14 protein-coding genes are annotated in these 15,797 nt (G+C 49.5%); 10 read left to right on the top strand and 4 right to left on the bottom strand.

The genetic code is table 11. The features are described from left to right. The first annotated feature begins 479 nt into the window (after positions 1-479). A complete protein-coding gene (locus NY07_RS19275) occupies positions 480-734 on the top strand; it encodes a YkgJ family cysteine cluster protein (RefSeq protein WP_081953874.1) in 255 nt (84 codons plus the stop codon). Between the two features lie 10 nt (positions 735-744). Continuing rightward, positions 745-1,197, top strand: coding sequence for an Rrf2 family transcriptional regulator (locus NY07_RS18505; protein WP_033540834.1), 453 nt, complete (start codon positions 745-747; stop codon positions 1,195-1,197). Positions 1,198-1,201: 4 nt separating this feature from the next. Here the strand turns inward: NY07_RS18505 and NY07_RS18500 are convergent, their stop codons facing one another. Genes NY07_RS18500 through gpmM form a run of 4 tightly spaced genes read right to left on the bottom strand, consistent with a single transcriptional unit; the run spans position 1,202 to position 5,908 of the window. Further along, positions 1,202-1,963, bottom strand: a complete 762-nt coding sequence (locus tag NY07_RS18500; RefSeq protein ID WP_033540836.1) for a divergent polysaccharide deacetylase family protein — start codon at positions 1,961-1,963, stop codon at positions 1,202-1,204. Between the two features lie 14 nt (positions 1,964-1,977). Further along, positions 1,978-3,183 (bottom strand): S41 family peptidase, encoded by a 1,206-nt coding sequence (locus tag NY07_RS18495; protein ID WP_033540833.1) that lies wholly within the window; start codon positions 3,181-3,183, stop codon positions 1,978-1,980. 36 nt (positions 3,184-3,219) lie between these two features. After that, positions 3,220-4,305, bottom strand: a complete 1,086-nt coding sequence (locus NY07_RS18490; RefSeq protein WP_052125892.1) for a murein hydrolase activator EnvC family protein — start codon at positions 4,303-4,305, stop codon at positions 3,220-3,222. Positions 4,306-4,363: 58 nt separating this feature from the next. Further along, a complete protein-coding gene (gene gpmM / locus NY07_RS18485) occupies positions 4,364-5,908 on the bottom strand; it encodes a 2,3-bisphosphoglycerate-independent phosphoglycerate mutase (protein WP_033540831.1) in 1,545 nt (514 codons plus the stop codon). 241 nt (positions 5,909-6,149) lie between these two features. On the opposite strand from gpmM, the gene NY07_RS18480 reads away from it, so the two are divergent. The 8 genes from NY07_RS18480 to mog all read left to right on the top strand — a co-directional run bounded on the left by NY07_RS18480 (position 6,150) and on the right by mog (position 15,724). Continuing rightward, entirely contained in the window at positions 6,150-6,584 is a 435-nt protein-coding gene (locus tag NY07_RS18480) for a rhodanese-like domain-containing protein (protein WP_033540830.1), read from the top strand. 205 nt (positions 6,585-6,789) lie between these two features. Continuing rightward, a complete protein-coding gene (gene secB / locus NY07_RS18475) occupies positions 6,790-7,278 on the top strand; it encodes a protein-export chaperone SecB (protein WP_033540829.1) in 489 nt (162 codons plus the stop codon). A 6-nt stretch (positions 7,279-7,284) separates the two neighbouring features. Further along, positions 7,285-8,304, top strand: coding sequence for an NAD(P)H-dependent glycerol-3-phosphate dehydrogenase (gene gpsA, locus NY07_RS18470; protein ID WP_033540828.1), 1,020 nt, complete (start codon positions 7,285-7,287; stop codon positions 8,302-8,304). 317 nt (positions 8,305-8,621) lie between these two features. Next, positions 8,622-9,806: an NAD(P)/FAD-dependent oxidoreductase gene (locus NY07_RS18465; protein WP_033540827.1), complete on the top strand. Its 1,185-nt coding sequence runs from the start codon at positions 8,622-8,624 to the stop codon at positions 9,804-9,806. Positions 9,807-10,073: 267 nt separating this feature from the next. Beyond that, positions 10,074-10,976 (top strand): diguanylate cyclase, encoded by a 903-nt coding sequence (locus NY07_RS18460; protein WP_033540826.1) that lies wholly within the window; start codon positions 10,074-10,076, stop codon positions 10,974-10,976. Positions 10,977-10,988: 12 nt separating this feature from the next. Further along, a complete protein-coding gene (locus NY07_RS18455) occupies positions 10,989-11,939 on the top strand; it encodes an ABC transporter substrate-binding protein (RefSeq protein ID WP_235363980.1) in 951 nt (316 codons plus the stop codon). 3 nt (positions 11,940-11,942) lie between these two features. After that, a complete protein-coding gene (locus NY07_RS19080; RefSeq protein ID WP_052125891.1) occupies positions 11,943-15,059 on the top strand; it encodes an ATP-binding protein in 3,117 nt (1,038 codons plus the stop codon). 131 nt (positions 15,060-15,190) lie between these two features. After that, complete coding sequence (gene mog, locus NY07_RS18445) at positions 15,191-15,724, top strand: molybdopterin adenylyltransferase (protein ID WP_033540824.1); 534 nt, start codon at positions 15,191-15,193, stop codon at positions 15,722-15,724. Positions 15,725-15,797 lie beyond the last annotated feature (73 nt).

Below are 15,797 nucleotides of genomic sequence, written 5' to 3'. Positions count from 1 at the left end.
TCGTTTATACGCTTCGCGAAAGCATCTACTTCACATGCAGCCCAAAGCTGCTTACGCAGTGTGCGCCCCTCAGCTCGCAGTCTAGCCATCCATCAAGCTTCGCTTGATAAACGGATGCCTTTCGCCCCCATGTGAGCGTATGTTTGTACAAATATCTAAATGTGGCTGAAGCTGGCCATAACAGTCGCTTATTTTCGTCGTCCCGCCGCTGAGCTTGGTCATAAACAGCATCCTGTGTTTATGACATTCGACACATCCATGTGCCTTGCGACCAACTCGCAGCTACAGTCATACATTTGAGGACTGAATAAGGGGCTTAAACTACTGGGGGGGGGTGAGATTCTTTGCTTACCTTGCAATATAAGGAAATCTTGGTTTTATCTCTTTTACTATTAGGTGAGGCTAAGCTTTATGAGATCTCAGATTGAGGCTGTGATCTTAATGACTAACAAGCTACGCAAATATGGGTATAATGCGCTATGAATTGTCGTCTCGGATGTGGTGCTTGTTGTATAGCACCGTCGATCACCAGCCCTATTCCTGGTATGCCTCAAGGTAAACCGGCAGGAATGCGTTGCATCCAGTTAGATGAGCAGAATCTTTGCAAGATATTTGGTCATCCTGAGCGTCCGGCGCTGTGTGATCGCTTCATCGCCGAACCGGAAGTTTGCGGCTCAACGGCAGAGGAAGCACTTTGGTTGATAACATCTTTAGAAGCGGCGACGCAATCTTAGAAGGTTGGTTATGCAGTTAACTCGTTATACAGACTTTGGTATTCGTACGTTAATGTACCTGGCCTTATCGCCAGAAAGAGACACTCTGTTCAGAATTGCGGAGATCACAGAAGTGTTCGATCTGTCGGCGAACCATGTGTCTAAAATTGTCCATCATCTTGGTAAAGAGGGATATTTGCATACGGTGCGCGGCAAGGCCGGTGGTTTCAAGTTAGGTAAGCCTGCCGATCAGATTAATATTGGCACCCTGGTTCGTACTCTGGAGAATTCGCTCTCGCCCATTGATTGTAGCAAGCCTTATTGTCGCTTTTTACCTGCATGCCAGCTAAAAGGTGTATTAGCTGAGGCGGTGAATGCTTATCTGGCTGTGCTAGATCAGTACACTCTGGCAGACATTGTTAGTAACCGTGAGGAGCTTAAGGCTCTTTTGCCTGACCTTTCCATTCCAGTATTAGAGATCTAATTCTCTATCTTAAGTGTGCCTTATCGCCGGTATTTTGCTGTTTATGTGCGATGCGATAAGGCAAGAGTCTCGATGAGTTAACTAAGTTGATCCCTTCATCGGTAAGCCTAGGTAGATTAGCCTGCAAGAAACGTATGGTCTCAGGATAAGGGTGAGCTATCACTATCACTATCACCTTACCTTCTTTATTTGCTAATTTTATCAGCTGGTTAAACTGTTTCTCTAATGCCTGTGGCGACACATCGTTATCTAAGAATAGCTGACGTCTTAACAAAGGAATGCCCTGCTTGTCGGCAGCCTCTCCCGCCTTGCTGTACCTCGTGGTCATGCTATCGATAAAGTAACTCTCTTTTTGCTTGAGGCTTTCCATTAGCCAACTCATAGGTGCTTCGAGTTGGGTTAGCAGGCTGCCCATGTGATTATTGACTCCGCGGGCATAGGGGATGCTTTCAAACGCGTCTTGAACCGCTTGTTTGAACTCTTTTTCGTTCATTTGGTTAGTGAGTCCGCCAGGTCCTAGAGCCTTGCCGTTGAGGGCTTGCATGGGCAGATGCAGCATGATCTCATGACCTTTACTATGGCCGATAGCAGCGAGCTTTTCGCCCAGTGGTGTGTGGGGTAGCACGGAAAGGGTAACGGTAGTTGGCAGCGCCAATACGGCCTCGTCGGTTTGACGATAACCGATATCATCTATGATGATGGAGACCTGGGCGGCGTTGACGAATTGTGTGGTAAATAAGACAGCTAATAAGAGTAATAAGCGCACTGTTTTTTTATTCACTAACTATTTGTTTTTATCCATGAGATTGCCGATTGGACTATCTGATCCTGGGCAAGATCATCATGGGGTGATTGCTCAGGGATTATAGGCATACTTTGCTCGGCAGTCATAGTCTCGCTGGGGATATTTATATCCGGCGCAATGCCAATGGCATGTATGTCTTGTCCTTTAGGGGTGGTGTAATGGGCTATGGTGAGCTTGATGGCATTACCCTCTATCAGAGTTGGGATAAGGCTTTGCACTGTGCCTTTACCGAAGCTCTTTTCGCCTATCAGGGTCGCGCGTTTATTCTCTTGCAGCGCTGCGGCCAGTACCTCGGAGGCAGAAGCCGATCCCTTGTTAATTAATACTGTAAGCGGCAACTTGGAGAACATGGTTTGCGGCGAGGCAAAGTAGTCTGAGTTGGCGTCGAAGAAGCGGCCCCTGGTTGACACGATTCGCCCTTTAGCGAGGAAGATGTCGGCTATCTTAATGGCCTGATCTAATAAGCCGCCTGGGTTGTTGCGTAGATCTAAAATCAGGCCTGTCATGGGCTGGTTTTGCCACTCTGTGAGCTGCTTGATCAAATCTTCGGTAGAATCATCTTGAAAGCTGGAGAGCTTGATATAGCCAACGCCGTTGTCGAGGAGTTTGGCTTCAACTGAATTAACGTCAATCAGGCTGGGCGTGAGAGTCACATCGAAAAGGGTCTCGGAGTTGGCGCGGCTGAGGGAAAGGTTGATGGCCAGATTGTGTTTGCTGTGGAATTTGATCTCCTCGAGTACATTATCCAATTGCTTAGCCGTAACGGTTTCGTTATTCACCTTGATAATGCGATCCCCTGGCTGAATCCCTGCGTTGGCCGCCGGTGAATGGGGAAAGGGGCTGATGATGGTCACCTGATTCTGATCTGTGGCTATCTCAATACCAAAGCCAAAGTATTCCCCCTTATTGGCATCCTTGATATCGGAAAAGGCCTGGCTGTCGAGGAAGTTTGAATAAGGATCTAACTTGGCGAATACCCCATCGATGGCGGCTTGGATTAGCTCTTCCTGGGAAAGTTTATCGACATAGTAGGTTTCGATAGTGCTGATGATATCGATCAGTAAGGGGTAGTTGACCTTAGCTTGGTACTCTTTGGCGTTTTCGTGGCCAAACAAAGTGATGGAGAGACCAAGCGTCAGGCCTAAGGCGACGCAGCTGAAATAACGAATTAATTGAGACATGGACAACCTCCCCCATCACTCGGGGTCGTTGTCGCATTATCGCCTGCAGTATCTCGCAGGATCGACGGCTTGCCCCTTATGCCTTACTTCAAAGTATAGGCCAGGTTCTGTTTGTCCACCCGAGCGACCAACCAAAGCTATGGTCTCGCCCTTGTTGACACTGTCGCCGGCATTTTTGAGTAGTGTTTGAGCATGACCATACAGACTCATATAGCCCTTGCCATGATCGACGACCATCACCATACCAAAGCCCCTGAGCCAGTCGGCATAGATCACCTTGCCTGAGGCGATGGCATTAATATTCTGCCCTTCGGGCGCGGCCATCATGACCCCTTTCCATTTCACTTCGCCAGAGCGGCGACTACCAAAGCCGGCGCGAATGCGTCCTTTGGTTGGCCAGCTTAGTTTTTGACGGCTCGATAGTCCTTCCATGCTGGGGTTGTCTTTCATCGCCTTTAGGGCTTGTTCGACAACGCGCTTTAAACTGGCCTCTTCAATTTGTAGTTGTTCTAACTTGGCACCATGGGAGTTAAGGGTGCGTTCAATCTGTTTCAGGGTCTGTTGACGCTGGTGCTGCTCTTGGGTAAGAACCTTGGCCTGTTGCTGTTGATTGAGGATCAGCTCATTGAGCTTAGCTTGTTGGGTCTTTTGCTCTGACTCAATAGTCGTCAGCTCTGTCATTGTCTGCTGTAGTTGCTCTATGGAGTCCATTCTCGCCTTGTTGAGGAATTGGTAGTAGGCGAGTAATCGTTCTATGGTTGCCGGACTCTGCTGATTGAGCAGCATTTTTGTGTAGTCGTGGTTGCCTGCCAGGTAGGCACTGGCTAACTGATTCGATAGGGTTTTCTGTTGTTTCTTCTTTAGGTTATCTAATTCTGCCTTGCGGCTGTTTAACTCGGCCAGTTTCTCATCTGTCTGTGCCAGTGATGCCTGGGTCTGGGTGACCTTCTTGGCGGCTTCGGCGATGGCTTGCTCATCTTTCTTGAGGAGATCTATCAGACTTTCATGTTGACGACTGGTGTCTTTAAGGGCCGACTGCTGGCTGCTTATCTGTTTCTGGATGGCTTCGAGTTCGGATTGACGCTGCTTCAGGTCAGCGGCCTGAACAGTACAAGAGAGCATGATAAAGCCAGCAAGTATGCTGGCTTTATAGAAACCAAATCGTTTAAGCAAAGAGTCGTTACTCGCTTAGGGTAATGATAGAGCGCCCTGTCATCTCTGACGGCACAGTTTGTCCCATCAAGGTTAACATGGTTGGTGCTAAATCACTTAATCTTCCGTTTGGCGAGATCTCACCCTTACGGCCAACATAGATCAGCGGCACGAGTTCACTGGTGTGAGCCGTATGAGCCTGACCAGTTTGCTCATCTGTCATCTGTTCTGCGTTACCATGGTCTGCGGTGATCAAACATTCACCATCTACCTTAGCCAGCGCTTCAACGACACGACCGATACAGGTGTCGACCGCTTCACAGGCTTTAACCGCCGCGTCGAAGTTACCGGTATGGCCCACCATATCGCCGTTAGGGTAGTTACAGATGATCACGTCATATTTGGTTGATTCTATGGCTTCAACTAACTTGTCGGTTAACTCGGTCGAACTCATCTCTGGCTGCAGGTCATAGGTAGCGACCTTAGGCGATTGGATAAGAATTCTCTCTTCACCCTCAAATGGCTCCTCTTTGCCGCCATTAAAGAAGAAGGTGACGTGGGCGTACTTCTCGGTTTCCGAGATACGCAGCTGCGTCTTGCCGTTGTTTTGCAGCACTTCGCCCAGGGTGTTGACCAGATCCACCGAAGGATAAGCAATAGCGGCCTTAATATCGGCGGCGTACTCGGTCAGCATGACGAAGTTGATCTTAGGCGTTACCGCTCGTTCGAAGCCGTCGAAGTTCGGATCGACGAAACTACGGGTGATCTGACGTGCGCGGTCGGCGCGGAAGTTCATGAAGATCAGTGCGTCGTTATCATTCAGACTGGCGACCTGACCGTCTGCGTCTGTAATGGCCGAGCTGGCAACAAACTCGTCGTTTTCATCACGGCTATAAGCGGCTTCAAGGGCCTCAACGGCATCTTGATACTGGTGCAGCGCCTTGCCCTGGGTGATCAGTTCGTAGGCCTGAGAGACACGATCCCAGCGGTTGTCTCTGTCCATGGCGTAGTAACGGCCAATTAACGAGGCGATACGGCCGGTACCCAGCTCGGCAAACATCTCATTGAAATGTGCCAGGCTAGACTTAGCGCTTCTCGGTGGAGTGTCACGACCATCGAGGAAGGCATGTAAGTAAACTTTCTTCGCGCCACGCTTAACAGCCATCTGACACATGGCTTGAATATGGCTTTCATGGCTGTGGACGCCGCCCGGAGAGAGCAGGCCCATGATATGCACCGCACCGTCTGCGGCGATAGCTTTGTCGATCGCTTCGACAAAGGCTGGATTATGATCGAACTCGCCATCTTCAATCGACTTGCCTATGCGGGTCAGTTCTTGATAGACCACGCGGCCAGAGCCTATGTTGATGTGGCCGACTTCTGAGTTACCCATTTGGCCGTCGGGCAGGCCGACATCCAGCCCCGAGCCTGAGATCAGGCTATTGGGGTATTCTTTGTTGAGGCGATCTAAGACAGGAGTGTTGGCGTGATATACCGCGTTCATATGGGTATTTTCACGGTAACCCCAGCCATCGAGGATCAGCAGTGCCAATGGGCGTTTGCGTGTCGTCATGGTGGTACCTATTAACGTTAAAAAGAAAACTAGAATTCTGAAATTGGATAAATATTACTACGTACTAGGGCGATCAAAAAGCGATTTACTTCGATAGCAGTTATCGAGCCCGTCACAAATTAAGGGTTCTCTCAATATCAGCCTCCCGCCTGGGATGAACAACATGCTGCAATCTGCTTTGACAATCGGTTATACTCTCAGCCCAAACCGTCTTTAAAGCCACAGAAGTAGGCCGAAAATAATGCAAGAATATATCGAATTTTTTAAAGCCAACCCTATGCTAAGTCTTGCCTGGGTGGGCTTATTTGCAGCGCTTATCGTGAGCGTTTTTAAGTCTAGTATCTCAAAAGTGAAAACAGTAGATCATCAGCAAGCAACCTTGTTAATTAACAAACAAGACGCCAAGGTGGTTGATGTGCGCTCCAAGGAAGAGTTTAAGAAAGGTCATATCGTTGATGCGATTAACCTGCCTTTGTCTGAAATTAAAAATAATCAGACATCTGCCCTTGAAAAGTTCAAAGCCAGTCCCATTATAATGGTATGCAATGCAGGAATGACCTCGTCGCAAGCAGCTCAATTGATGGTTAAAGCAGGCTTTGAGTCTGTGTATAACCTCAAGGGTGGGATGAGCGAATGGCAACAAAATAACTTACCTGTTGCCAAAACCAAAAGATAACCCACACAAGGATTGCTTTTGTAAAGCATCTTTGATTAGAGTGTCATCTCTTATAAAAAATGGCTTAAATCCACCCATAGGTGAGATTTAAGGAATACTAAATCGGGATGGTGGCTGAGGTCTAAATTAGGACTCGAGTAACAAAGGCCCTAAAGATGATTCTTCTCATTGGATGAATCGAACAAAATTGATTAGGTAGGAAATTATGGCTGAAGCAGTAAATAACGAACAACAGGGTCCACAGTTCAACATTCAACGTGTTTACACTAAAGATATCTCTTTCGAAACACCAAACAGCCCAGCTGTTTTCCAGAAAGAGTGGAACCCAGAAGTTAAACTAGACCTAGACACTCGCAGCGCTAAGCTGGCTGATGATGTTTATGAAGTTGTCCTTTCTCTTACTGTGACGGCTAAAAACGGTGAAGAAACTGCTTTCCTATGTGAAGTACAACAAGCAGGTATCTTCGCTATCGCAGGTCTGACTGAACAGCAACTGGCTCACTCTCTAGGTGCATATTGCCCTAACGTACTGTTCCCATATGCTCGCGAAGTTGTTGGTAGCCTGGTTGCTCGTGGTACTTTCCCACAACTAAACCTGGCTCCAGTTAACTTTGACGCGCTGTTTGCACAGTATGTTCAACAGCGTCAGGCGCAAGCCGAAGCTGCTGGTGAAGCCGCAGAAGCGAACGCTTAATTACGCATGAACAATACTGCCGATATTACGGTACTGGGGGCGGGCTCTTATGGCACCGCCCTTGCTATTTCTCTAGCCAGTAACGGACATAAAACCCTTATTTGGGGCCATGAGCCCGATCATATCGAGAACCTTAAGCGTGATCGATCCAATGAGGCGTTTCTGCCCGGTATTGCATTGCCGGACCTTTTGATTCCCGAAGCGGATCTTGCAACCGCCCTAGCCGCCTCTAACAATGTGTTGGTGGTAGTGCCAAGCCATGTATTTGGTCTGGTACTGAAGCAGGCTAAGCCTCTGCTGCGCAAAGATGCGCGTATTGTCTGGGCGACTAAAGGTCTTGAACCTGAAACGGGTCGTTTGCTGCAAGAAGTGGCGCGAGAAATCTTAGGTGATGAATATCCGTTGGCGGTCTTGTCGGGTCCCACTTTTGCCAAAGAGCTGGCGGCTGGCTTGCCAACCGCTATCTCTGTTGCCGGTACCGATGAAACCTTTACCAATGATCTGGTCGAGCTGCTGCACAGCCCTAAGCGGTTGCGTGTCTATGCCAATGACGATTTTATTGGTCTGCAGCTTGGTGGCGCAGTAAAGAATGTGATCGCTATCAGCGCCGGTATGTCAGATGGCATAGGCTTTGGTGCTAACGCCCGTACTGCTTTGATCACTCGAGGCTTGGTTGAGCTTACACGATTGGGTGAAGCCATTGGTGCTCAGCCGTCTACCTTTATGGGGATGGCGGGTCTGGGTGATCTGGTGTTGACCTGTACCGACAATCAGTCGCGTAATCGTCGTTTTGGTTTAGCCCTAGGTCAGGGTAAAGATGTCGATACTGCCCAGGCCGAGATTGGTCAGGTGGTTGAAGGCTATCGTAATACCAAAGAGGTCTATACCTTGGCTAAGCGTCTTGGTGTCGAGATGCCGATCACCGAACAGGTGTATAAGGTGCTCTATCAAGGTGGCACGCCACATGAGGCGGCCAAGGACTTGTTGGCGAGAGAGAAAAAGTCGGAGACGGCAGACAGCGAATAGTGGCCATCGGCGACTCATGCTAAATCGAACAAAGGGTGCTAAAATAGCGCCCTTTTTTATACAAGGATGTATTTATCCCCGGTGCCCACGGATGGGCAAAGAGGGGATTTTTATATGGACATATTTATCCCCGATCACCAAGGCCTTTGATGTTCCCGACATCAAATGGCATTTCCTTCATCCATGAAGGTCAGCGGTGAAAGAGGGGATTTATACAAGGCCAAAAATGTTCCAGACATATTGCGCCATTCCATCTACTTAGTGGATGTTAGGACTTTGCGTCCGTTAGCTATTAACTTGTTTGAGGTGGTATTTAAGTGAAACATCATGACGTGATCATTATCGGTGCGGGCGCGGCGGGCCTCATGTGCGCGGCGACAGCGGGCTATCGTGGTCGAGATGTCCTGGTGTTAGATAACGGCAAACAGGCGGGGCGCAAGATCTTGATCAGCGGCGGTGGTCGTTGCAACTTTACTAATCTTAAGGTGGAACCGGGTAACTTTATCTGTGCCAATCCCCATTTCGTGAAGTCGGCTTTAGCGCGTTACTCATCGCAAGATTTTATTGAGTTGGTTGAGCGTCATGGCATCGAATATCACCAGCGGGATCATGGCCAGCTGTTCTGTAACGACTCGGCCAAAGAGATAGTGACCATGCTGATGACCGAGTGTGAGTGGTCGGGGGCACAGGTGCAACTGCGTACCGATATTCTCTCCATCACCAAGCAGGAAGACGGCCTGTTTATGCTGGAAACCAGCAAGGGCGCATACAGCTGTGAGTCTTTGGTGGTGGCGACTGGTGGGCTCTCTATGCCCAAATTGGGCGCCTCACCGTTTGGCTATCAGATCGCCGAGCAGTTTGGTCTTAAGGTGTTGCCGACTCATGCAGGCCTGGTGCCTTTTACCTGGCATAGTGAGCAGAAGCAGAAATTTGAGCCGCTATCGGGTATCGCTGTGCCCAGTACCATTACCGCTAAAGACGGCACTCAGTTTAGTGAGGCGCTGCTGTTTACCCACAGAGGCCTTTCTGGTCCGGCGATTTTACAGATCTCCAACTACTGGCAGCCAGGCGAAAGTATCTCGATTAACCTGCTGCCTCAGCTCGATGCCGCAGAGGCCTTGAGCGAGGCGTTGGCCAGTCACCCCAAGCAGAGTCTGCGTAATACCCTGTCCCAGTGGTTGCCCAAGCGACTGGTTGAGGTGTTGTTCGATGAGGCACTACTCAACATGGCACTTAATCAGCTGGTGCATGCCCAGCGTGACCAAGTGGTAGATAATCTTCATAACTGGCAGCTTTTGATGAACGGCACTGAAGGCTATCGCACTGCCGAGGTGACCTTAGGTGGCGTGGATACTAACGAGCTCTCTTCTAAAGATATGCAGAGCAAGAAGGTGCCAGGGCTCTACTTTGCAGGCGAGGTGATGGATGTCAGCGGTTGGCTCGGAGGCTTCAATTTTCAGTGGGCCTGGGCATCTGGTGTCGCGGTTGGCCTAGCTGTGTAGCCGTTTTCTTGCCTCCATGACGTGATTCAGTGGGAAACTAAGTCGGTTATCGGTTAAATCTATCGCTTCTAGGCGTATCTTGCTCGAAAGGCCAATCCATAGGATTGGCCTTTTTGTTTTCTACGTTTATGCCTGTGATGATTTTGCGTATTGAATGGGGCCGCTCATGAGTTTTCAGGATGAAAAAATCCTTTCTGCTACACTTAAAAATATCTCTATCCTTTTGAAACATTGTGGCTAATTGACCTGGGCTGATTAGGGGATTGCATGGACGAACAATCAGTAGTGCTGGTGGTAGATGACGTTAAGACTAATGTCCTGATCATGAGGCAATGCCTTAAGGATATGTATCAGGTCTGGACAGCCGAAAGCGGCGAAGAGTGTCTTAAGGTAGCCAAACAGAAGCCTGATATTATTCTGCTGGATGTCATTATGCCCGGTCTGGACGGTTATCAGGTGTGTCGTCAGTTGAAGGCAGATCCTGAGACCGCAGATATCCCTATCATTTTTGTGACGGCTAAAGACTCAGATGAGGATGAGCAGAAGGGGCTGGAGATAGGTGCAGTCGACTACATTACTAAACCGATACGACCAGCCATAGTGCGTGCCAGAGTCTCCACCCATATTCAGCTTAAGCAGCATAGCGATAAACTTAAATTTATGGCGCTGCATGATCAACTTACGGGCCTTTATAACCGTCATTTTCTCGCCGAGCGTGCCGCTCAGAGCCTTTCTAGCATGGTTCGCCATCGAAGCGAATTGGCTATCGTGATGCTGGATCTGGATCATTTCAAAAAAATCAACGATTTCAATGGTCATCATGTTGGCGATCTCGTGCTACAGGCGGTGGCTAAATTGCTACAGGAGAGCTTTCGCAAAGAAGATCTGGTGGCGCGCATGGGGGGGGAGGAGTTTGTGATCCTCATGGAGTGTGGCCTGGATATCGCAAGAGAGAAAACGGAATATGTCCGTCAGCAGTTGGCGCGACTTAAACCTATGGGACTGGAGGTGACCGGCAGTTTTGGTGTGGTGACCGCGAACTACCATAATGCCGATCTATCACACCTTTTGGTGTTGGCCGATGAGGCCGTTTATAAGGCAAAGGCTGATGGACGAAACCGAGTGGTTTGCTATCAGGACGGTGCCTATCTTACGGTAGAAGAAGATTAAGGAATGACAAAAATGATAAAGGGAATTTTTCTGTTGCTAACAGCGTTGCTGCTCACTGCTTGTGAACCTAAGAAGGTGGAGGAGCCGATCACCCTAGCCCTGAACCCTTGGCCTGGGTATGAGCTGTTATACCTAGCGAAACAGAAAGGTTTTTTCACTCAGGTGGGCGCTAACATTGAGCTGGTACAGGTCTCAACTTTGTCCGATGCCCAGCGTGCTTACTTAACCGGTTATGTCGATGGCTTTGCCAGCACTATGATAGAGGCGATTCAGGTGGAAGCCTTGGATGGGCAACCCGTTAAGGTCGTGCTGTTAGCCGATTATTCCGATGGTGGCGATGTGATTATCGCACCTAATTCTGTGGAGGATATGCAGGCGCTTAGGGGCAAAACCATAGGTTGTGAGGTCAGTTCGCTGGGGATCTTTGTGTTGGAGCGGGCGTTAAATCTGTATCAGATGCAGCTTGATGATGTGAAGATCATCAATGTGGAGCAGGGTGCAGGTGCCAGTGCTTTAGCCATTGGCAAGATTGACGCCATGGTAACCTATCCGCCCTACTCGGTGGAGATACAGTCTACAGGTAACTATCAAGAGCTATTTTCTACCAAGGAGATCCCCGAGGAGGTGTTAGATACTCTGTCTATCTCCTCTGCGGTATTGGCTAAGCATCCGGAGCTGGTGGGTCAGATCCAAAAGGCGTGGCAGATGGCGATGGACTATCTGCAAGAGTATCCCGATGAGGCGATTGCGATTATGGCGCAGCGGGAAGGTTTATCGGTAGCTGACTTTGAGGCGGCGCTTATGGATCTCAAGTTGCTTAGTCGTGATGAACAAAACAAGCTATTTCATCAGCCAGATAAGCTGAAGGCCTTGGGTCATAGTGTTTGTCAGACCTTAGTGAAGATAGAGTCGATAGAATCCAACTGTGCTCATATCGATAATCTCTTTTATCAAGAGCACTAGTCTATGCTGCGCGAATATCGAGACAAGATAGCTCGGGGCATTGTCTATAAGCTGAATCTGGCTACTTTAGTGTGTGCCTTGATCATCTCTGGTTTGATTGCCCTTTACTATTACGAGGAGATGTTGGAGCGCACCGAGCATCAGGTGGATAATGAGATTGCTCAGGTCTCTGTCTCGCTTCGACTTGCCCTTGAGGTCAGCACTGACTTTAGTAACATGCGTCGAGTCGTTAATAGTATCGCTGCCCAAGGCAGTATCAGGCGTTTGATGTTATTCGATCCTCGCCTGAAGCAGATAGTGGCCGATAATCTGTCCCAATATCAGGGGAGAGTATTGTCGGGTAACTTGGCGCCTGAGTTGGTCGAGATGATAAATCATGTTAGCGATAAGCAGAGTGTCAAGGAGGTGTTGCGCAAGGGGAGCATGGTGCACAAGGTGCAGCAGGTTTATCTCATCTCGCCAGAGCAGCAGCGACTCAGGGCCTATGTACTCTATGTCAAATACGACGCCAGTGACATCGAGGCACATAGCTCTAAGGAGCTATTCCATTATGTGGGCATTCTATTACTAGGCTTTGCCATCTTGCTGGTGGTAAACCTCTTTGTGCAGCACAAGGTATTGCTTGATCCCATTCGCCGTATTCGGCGTCAAATTGAGGCCTTTGGTGGCCATAAGATCATACGCCTGGACAATGAAGATGAGTTTGGTGTCTTGGTAAACAGCTATAACGAAGCCGTGCGTGCCCGTAACCAGAAGCAGTTAGAGCTGGATAAATCACGGCGATATATTGATAACATCACCAATGTGATTCCTATTCAGTTGGCCTATGTGGATGCCAGAACCCGCTATCGTTTTATTAATCAACATTACCTTCAATGGTTTGGCAAGTCAGAAGAACAGGTATTAGACCAAAAGGTCGAGGCGGTATTACCTCAGGATGTCTATCAGCTGATCCAGCCTTATCAGCAGGGGGTGCTTGAAGGCAAGAAGCAGGTATTTGAGGCAGAAAGCTTAGATGCACAGAAACAGCCTAGATTTTTCCATATCACCTATGTGCCCGACTTCGGCGATGACGGCAAGGTTGAAGGATACTTTGTCTGTGTCGAAGACCTGACTCGGATGAAGATTAATGAGCGCAAAATCGAGTCTTACGCTCAAGAGATGGAATTCAATAACTGGGCGCTCTCAGAGGCTCGTGAGAAGGCGGAAGTCGCCGCCAAGATCAAGGAGGACTTCTTAGCCTGCATGAGCCATGAGTTACGTACGCCGATGAATGGTGTGATCGGTATCTTAGGGCTGCTGGCTGAGACTGACTTGTCGCCAATGCAAAAGCGTTATGTGGATGTGGCCTCCACCAGCGCTGAGTCTTTGTTGTCGCTGCTAAATGACATTCTCGACTTTTCCAAGATAGAGTCAGGTAAATTTGAGATCGAGGCAATCGAGTTCGACTTGGTGGAGCTTATCGATCAGTTTGTGCAGTCGGTAACGCTAAAGTTAGAAGAACGACATCTGCCCTTATTCGTGGATATCAGTCAATTAGAGTACCGCTATGTGGTGGGTGATCCCAGCCGATTGCGCCAGATCTTGATGAATCTGGTTGGCAATGCCATTAAGTTTACCGATGAGGGATGGATTGCCCTTAGGTTGTCAAATTGGAAAACAGAGTCGGGAGCGCTGCAATTTTGCTGTGAGGTTGAAGATACCGGCATAGGCATAGCCAAAGAAAAGCTCGCCATGTTGTTTAACCCCTTTATTCAGGGCGACAGCTCGACGACCCGTATGTTTGGCGGCACAGGTCTGGGCCTCTCTATCGCGAAACGCTTGTGTGAGTTAATGCAGGGGGAGATAACGGTCGAGAGCCAGCAGGAGGTGGGGAGTATCTTTAGCTTTACCCTGGCTCAGCAGCCAGCTCAAAGGGATGAGGAGCAAGATTGGCGAACAGGCTTGGCGCCTGAGCGAGTCACGCTAATGGGCCAATTGAATGACTTCGAGCAGATGCTAGGAGAGTTGCTCACCAGCTGGGGAGCTAAGGTGACATTTCTCGATGCGAACCAAGCTATTCCAGCTGCGGACGTCATCATTTATAGTTTCTCCGCCGAGCGGGAGACCTTTTCCGGCGAGCTGAGTCGTTGGCGCCAGTTGGCCGAAGAGCAAAGTGCCATAGTCTTGCCGCTACTCGCCCATTGGCAGCAATTAGAGTTTGAGAAACAAGATGCCAGAGTGCCTCATCTGGGGCGGCCATTGAACATTGGCCAGCTGATCCGCGCCCTGTCGGATCAGCCGCTGGAACAGGAGTATGAGCCCAACATAGAGCCGATTGTTAAACCCAGTATGACTAAGCCTAAGGTGCTGGTGGTGGAGGATAACAAGGTCAATCAGATGGTTGCTCTGGGGATGTTACACCAACTGGGCGTAGAGGCCGATGTGGTTAACAATGGTCGAGAAGCCTTGGAGCTGCTGTCGGCGAAGCAGGATAATCCCTACCTGTTGATTCTGATGGATTGCCTGATGCCTGAGATGGACGGGTTTCAGGCGACGGCGGCGATTCGTGAGGGGCAAGGGGGCAGTCAGTTCTGCGCCCTGCCCATTATTGCTTTGACTGCCAATGCGATGAAAGGTGACAGGGAGCATTGTATACGTGCAGGTATGGATGATTATCTGACTAAACCCTTGGTGCTGGAGGTACTGAAAGAGTGTCTGTATCGCTGGTTCTCCCTGAGTCAGCCAAACTATGAATCTGCGCTGCCCCATGAGCCAGTAATAGAAGTGGTACCAGCTTCGGTAGAGGAGGCCAATCCGCTGTTTGATCGAGACAGGGCCCTGGCCTTGATGTCAGGCGATCAGGAGCTGCTCGATGAGGTGCTCAAGGTATTTGTGGATGAGATGCTGCACCACAAAAATGCCTTTGTCGCAGGCATAGACGCGGCCGATTGCGACGCCATTCGCTCAAGCGTACACGCCATCAAAGGCGCTGCCAGCAACTTGAGTATGACCGCTCTGGTAAAGCTTGCCCGACAAGTAGAGATAGATGCGCGGCGCGGCGATCTAGAAGCCATTATTGCCAATCAACAGGCGTTTCTCGATCTGCTGGAAGAGACCCTTGCCTGCTGCCAGACGTAGCTTTGCTCGATGGGATCGCGTTATTCGGTCTCGGCAGCTTTAGTGACGCACAAAATATGTTATTTTAGGGCGCACCGATGGAGCGGCATCAAGCACCGCTCGCGACTCAAAAAAATCAAAGGAAAAGTGGAATGGCAAAAGCAAAGATTGGCATAGTTACCGTCAGTGATCGCGCCAGTGCAGGCGTGTATGAAGACATTTCCGGTAAGGCAATTATTGAGGTCTTGGGGGAATACCTCACCTCGGAGTGGGAGCCTGTCTATGAAGTCATTCCCGATGAGCAGCCTATTATCGAACAGACCTTGATTAAGATGGCCGATCAGCAAGATTGTTGTCTCATCGTTACCACTGGTGGTACTGGCCCAGCTAAGCGTGACGTGACGCCGGAGGCAACCGAGGCCGTGTGTGACCGCATGATGCCTGGCTTTGGCGAGCTAATGCGCGCCGAATCACTCAAGTTTGTGCCGACCGCTATCCTGTCTCGTCAAACGGCGGGTCTGCGTGGGGACAGCCTGATCGTCAACCTGCCTGGTAAGCCCAAGTCGATCCGTGAGTGTCTGGACGCCGTATTCCCTGCGATCCCTTACTGCATCGATCTGATGGAAGGCCCTTACCTGGAATGCGATGAGTCAGTGATCAAGCCTTTCAGACCTAAGGCAAAATAGGCAGCAAGCCATGCCTGAACTCAAGAAAGCTCAGCTCAGGCTGGGCTTTTTTATGGTTCATCGCGGCTTTCCG

This window comes from Shewanella sp. ECSMB14101, from assembly GCF_000773485.1.
Lineage (GTDB): Bacteria > Pseudomonadota > Gammaproteobacteria > Enterobacterales > Shewanellaceae > Shewanella > Shewanella marisflavi.
Note: the sequence above shows the minus strand (reverse complement) of the source record. Positions and strands in the feature narration are given on the sequence as shown.

What these genes read in the sequence shown, in the direction of transcription:
- gpmM (WP_033540831.1), bottom strand. Translation starts at nt 5,908, where the DNA reads ATGACGACACGCAAACGCCCATTGGCACTGCTGATCCTCGATGGCTGG.
- NY07_RS19275 (WP_081953874.1), top strand. Translation starts at nt 480, where the DNA reads ATGAATTGTCGTCTCGGATGTGGTGCTTGTTGTATAGCACCGTCGATC.
- NY07_RS18455 (WP_235363980.1), top strand. Translation starts at nt 10,989, where the DNA reads ATGATAAAGGGAATTTTTCTGTTGCTAACAGCGTTGCTGCTCACTGCT.
- NY07_RS18495 (WP_033540833.1), bottom strand. Translation starts at nt 3,183, where the DNA reads ATGTCTCAATTAATTCGTTATTTCAGCTGCGTCGCCTTAGGCCTGACG.
- NY07_RS18480 (WP_033540830.1), top strand. Translation starts at nt 6,150, where the DNA reads ATGCAAGAATATATCGAATTTTTTAAAGCCAACCCTATGCTAAGTCTT.
- NY07_RS18490 (WP_052125892.1), bottom strand. Translation starts at nt 4,305, where the DNA reads ATGCTCTCTTGTACTGTTCAGGCCGCTGACCTGAAGCAGCGTCAATCC.
- NY07_RS18505 (WP_033540834.1), top strand. Translation starts at nt 745, where the DNA reads ATGCAGTTAACTCGTTATACAGACTTTGGTATTCGTACGTTAATGTAC.
- gpsA (WP_033540828.1), top strand. Translation starts at nt 7,285, where the DNA reads ATGAACAATACTGCCGATATTACGGTACTGGGGGCGGGCTCTTATGGC.
- mog (WP_033540824.1), top strand. Translation starts at nt 15,191, where the DNA reads ATGGCAAAAGCAAAGATTGGCATAGTTACCGTCAGTGATCGCGCCAGT.
- NY07_RS18460 (WP_033540826.1), top strand. Translation starts at nt 10,074, where the DNA reads ATGGACGAACAATCAGTAGTGCTGGTGGTAGATGACGTTAAGACTAAT.
- secB (WP_033540829.1), top strand. Translation starts at nt 6,790, where the DNA reads ATGGCTGAAGCAGTAAATAACGAACAACAGGGTCCACAGTTCAACATT.
- NY07_RS19080 (WP_052125891.1), top strand. Translation starts at nt 11,943, where the DNA reads ATGCTGCGCGAATATCGAGACAAGATAGCTCGGGGCATTGTCTATAAG.